Consider the following 3333-nt stretch of genomic DNA (forward strand, 5'->3'; position numbering starts at 1 on the left):
GACTGGCAGGTTCTGGAAAGCGAGGCCAAGAAGGCAGACTTACGCGGTAAGGCGCGCCGGGCATCCGGTGAATCACAGACATCCTGGCGTCAGATGAGATCAGGACCAAAGGCTGACGTGGCTGGGTACGGGAGACTTTGGACTTCCGTTGGCATGTGGTCTGTCGGCTAAAGATTTTGGCAAGTCATCACGAAAAAGCAGATAAGAGCCAATTCCGAATTTCAAGCGGCCCGACCAGGCGATGATATCCAGCGGCTGAGGCGTCGATTGCATTTCGGCCGCTCGACCGATGGTGACCGGCTCCCCGTCGGCTCATATGACCGATATGGAACACCATCATGCGAGGCAGCAAGCATTTTTTCCGGCGGCAGCTAGGGCCGTGCGGCAAGAATGCCCCGCGCTACTCCGCCGCGATCCGTTGAACAAAATCCAGAAAAGCGCGCACTTTTGCAGGCGGCATGTGGCGTGACGGATGATAGGCGTAAAGCGGAAACTGCTCGTCTGACCATTCCGCCAGGATCGTCGCGAGCGCCCCGCTCTCAAGCCACTCGTCCAGGCCGATGGCAAGGCTCTGGAATATGCCTTGCCCCGCGAGACCGGCCGCGACGGCGGCGGAGGGATCGTCCAAGACCAACCGCCCCGACGCCTTGATCTCGATGGCCCCGTTATCCCCTCGGAATTCCCAGGTGAACGGCCGCCCGGTCTGCGGGTCGCGGAATAGGATGCAATCGTGGTGCATCAGGTCGTGGGGCGTGGCTGGAATGCCGTGACGGTCGAGATAGCTTGGGGCGGCACAGGTAAGCACCGGGACGTCCAGCAGTTTGCGCGCGATCAGCGAGGATTCGTCCGGCGGACCGAAGCGCACGGCGACATCCGCGCCGCTCATCAACTCTTCGCGATAGTTGCTGGTGGTCAGATCGAGCGACAGTGCGGGGTAGCGTGCCAGGAATTCACCGATCCTCGGCGCCAGCACCATTCGCGCGAACCAGGGATCGATCGATACCCTGAGCCGCCCGCCCACGAATGCCGCCGAACCGGCGGCTTCGGAGGCCGCCTCCTCCAGTCCGGCCAGCAGCGGCATTATCCGGGCATGGAAGCGCGCGCCCTCCTCCGTCAGCGCGACCTCGCGCGGATTGCGGTCGAACAACCTGACACCGACACGTTGTTCGAGCCTCGCCACCGCACGGCTGACCCCCGATGGCGTGAGACCGAGAACATCCGCGGCCCGCACGAAATTGCCCGCTTCCATCACCGCCCCGAAAACACCGACCCCGGTCAGCAGCCGCGTGTCGAAACTCATGCCCTAACTCCGTTGCAAGGTCGATGATCGTTAATAGCCCATCATGATGATTTTGAGTCATCTTATCTTTGATCTTATTGCGCGTGAATCATCGCGTCGCTTCCCATAGATGATTTTTGAGCGCCGGGACGGCGCCGGCGGCACACCGGACCGCGGAAGTCTCCGACCTTGCGAGAAGGAATTCATCCATGAATGCGATCTCACGCAGAAGCCTGTTGGCGCGTGGCGGCCTTTTGCTGGCGGCGGGCGCCGCCGCGGTGAACACGCCGGTTCACGCACTGGCGGCCAACCGGCAAGCGCGGTCCGGCAACTTCAAGTCCATCAACATGGCCATGGAACAGGCGGTGCGCGACGGGATCGTCGCCGGCGTCGTTGCCACCGCGGCAGGACCAGACAGCATGATCTACGAAGGAACCTTCGGAAAGGCCAGTACGGCCACCGGAGCAACGATGCGCGCTGATACGGTATTTTGGCTGTTGTCCATGACGAAGGCCTTCACCGCCACGGCCTGCATGCAGCTAATCGAGCAGGGCAGGATCAATCCCGAGGACGATGCGGCGAAATATCTGCCGGAACTCGCCAATCCGATGGTGCTGGAGGGCTTCGACGGCCACGGCCAGCCGCGCCTGCGCCCGGCCAAGCTGGCCATCAAGGTGCGTCACCTGCTCACACACACCTCCGGCTATACCTATTCGATCTGGAGCGATGCACTAACCCGCTACGAGAACGTCACCGGCATGCCGGACATCGCCACGTGCAAGAACGGCGCCTTTCTGGCACCGCTCGAATTCGATCCCGGCGAACGCTGGCAATACGGCATTAGCATGGACTGGGTCGGAAAGCTGGTTGAGGCGGTCAGCGACCAGTCTCTGGAAGTCTATTTCCGCGAGAACATCTTCGCCCCGCTCGGCATGACCGATTCAGGCTTCCTGATCGGAAGCAAGCAGAAGGCCAGGGTCGCCACCTTCCACAACCGTCGCGAAGACGGCGGCCTGACGCCCGCGCCCTTCGAAATGCCCCAGCGGCCGGAATTCTTCATGGGCGGCGGCGGCGGCTTCAGTACGCCGCGCGACTACATGGCCTTCCTGCGGATGCTGCTGAACGGAGGCACTCATAAAGGCGTACGGGTGCTGAAGCCGGAAACGGTCGCGTCGATGATGCGCAACCAGATCGGCGACCTCGACGTCCATGCCATGAGGACTGCCCAGCCTGCCTATTCGCAGAGCTTCGACCAGTTTCCCGACGAGCCCCACAAGTGGGGATATTCGTTCGACATCAACACGCTGCCCGGTCCGAACGGTCGGTCGGCAGGCAGCATTTCCTGGGCCGGCCTGCTCAACTGCTATTTCTGGCTCGACCCGGTCAGGAAGGTGACCGGCGCCATCTTCACCCAGCTCCTGCCCTTCTACGACCAAAAGGTCGTGAAGCTCTACGGCACATTCGAGCGCGGCCTCTACGACGGCCTCGCCTGATCCATCCCGATTTCAACACAAGGAGACATATCATGTATGCGATTACAGGAATAACTGGCAAGGTCGGCGGCGCGCTGGCGAAAGCCCTGATCGAAGCCGGAGAACCGGTCCGTGCGGTGCTGCGCGATCCCGCCAAGGCGGAAATCTGGCGCAAGCGCGGGTGTGAAATCGCCTTCGCCGAGATGGGCGCCGCCGCCCAGCTTGCTGCCGCCTTCAAGGGCGCCACTGGCGTTTTCATTCTGCCGCCGTCGGAATTCGACCCTGCGCCCGGCTATCCGGAAGCGGCCAAGCAGAATGAGGTGCTGACGACCGCTCTCCTTGCTGCGCGCCCGGAAAGGGTCGTCTGCCTCTCCACCATCGGCGCCGACGGGGAAGTGGACAATCTGTTGAGCCAACGGGCGATGCTGGAAGAAGCCCTCGGCGAGCTCGATTTTCCCGTCACCTTCCTGCGGCCCGGCTGGTTCATGGAAAATGCGGCCTGGGACGTCGCGCCGGCCCGCGACGAAGGCGTGCTGCACAGCTTCCTCCAGCCGGCTGACAAGACCTTCGCCATGGTGGCGA

Annotated in this window: 3 protein-coding genes; 2 read left to right on the forward strand and 1 reads right to left on the reverse strand. The window is 62.5% G+C overall.

Features of this window, described 5'->3' with window-relative positions; translation table 11 throughout:
• Positions 1–400: 400 nt before the first annotated feature.
• Positions 401–1300: a LysR family transcriptional regulator gene (locus EN939_RS26330; RefSeq protein WP_127269705.1), complete on the reverse strand. Its 900-nt coding sequence runs from the start codon at positions 1298–1300 to the stop codon at positions 401–403.
• A gap of 188 nt (positions 1301–1488) precedes the next feature.
• Here EN939_RS26330 and EN939_RS26335 point away from each other — a divergent pair, with 188 nt between their 5' ends.
• Both EN939_RS26335 and EN939_RS26340 read left to right on the forward strand, forming a co-directional pair.
• Positions 1489–2772, forward strand: coding sequence for a serine hydrolase domain-containing protein (locus EN939_RS26335; protein WP_127269703.1), 1284 nt, complete (start codon positions 1489–1491; stop codon positions 2770–2772).
• A gap of 32 nt (positions 2773–2804) precedes the next feature.
• The coding region (locus EN939_RS26340; RefSeq protein WP_164751229.1) for an NAD(P)H-binding protein at positions 2805–3333 on the forward strand (529 nt) is incomplete at its 3' end.

The organism is Mesorhizobium sp. M7A.F.Ca.CA.002.05.1.1 (genome assembly GCF_003998335.1).
Taxonomy (GTDB): domain Bacteria; phylum Pseudomonadota; class Alphaproteobacteria; order Rhizobiales; family Rhizobiaceae; genus Mesorhizobium.

Excerpts from the sequence above, each read along its gene's own strand:
- EN939_RS26330 (WP_127269705.1), bottom strand. The coding sequence starts at position 1,300 with ATGAGTTTCGACACGCGGCTGCTGACCGGGGTCGGTGTTTTCGGGGCG.
- EN939_RS26335 (WP_127269703.1), top strand. The coding sequence starts at position 1,489 with ATGAATGCGATCTCACGCAGAAGCCTGTTGGCGCGTGGCGGCCTTTTG.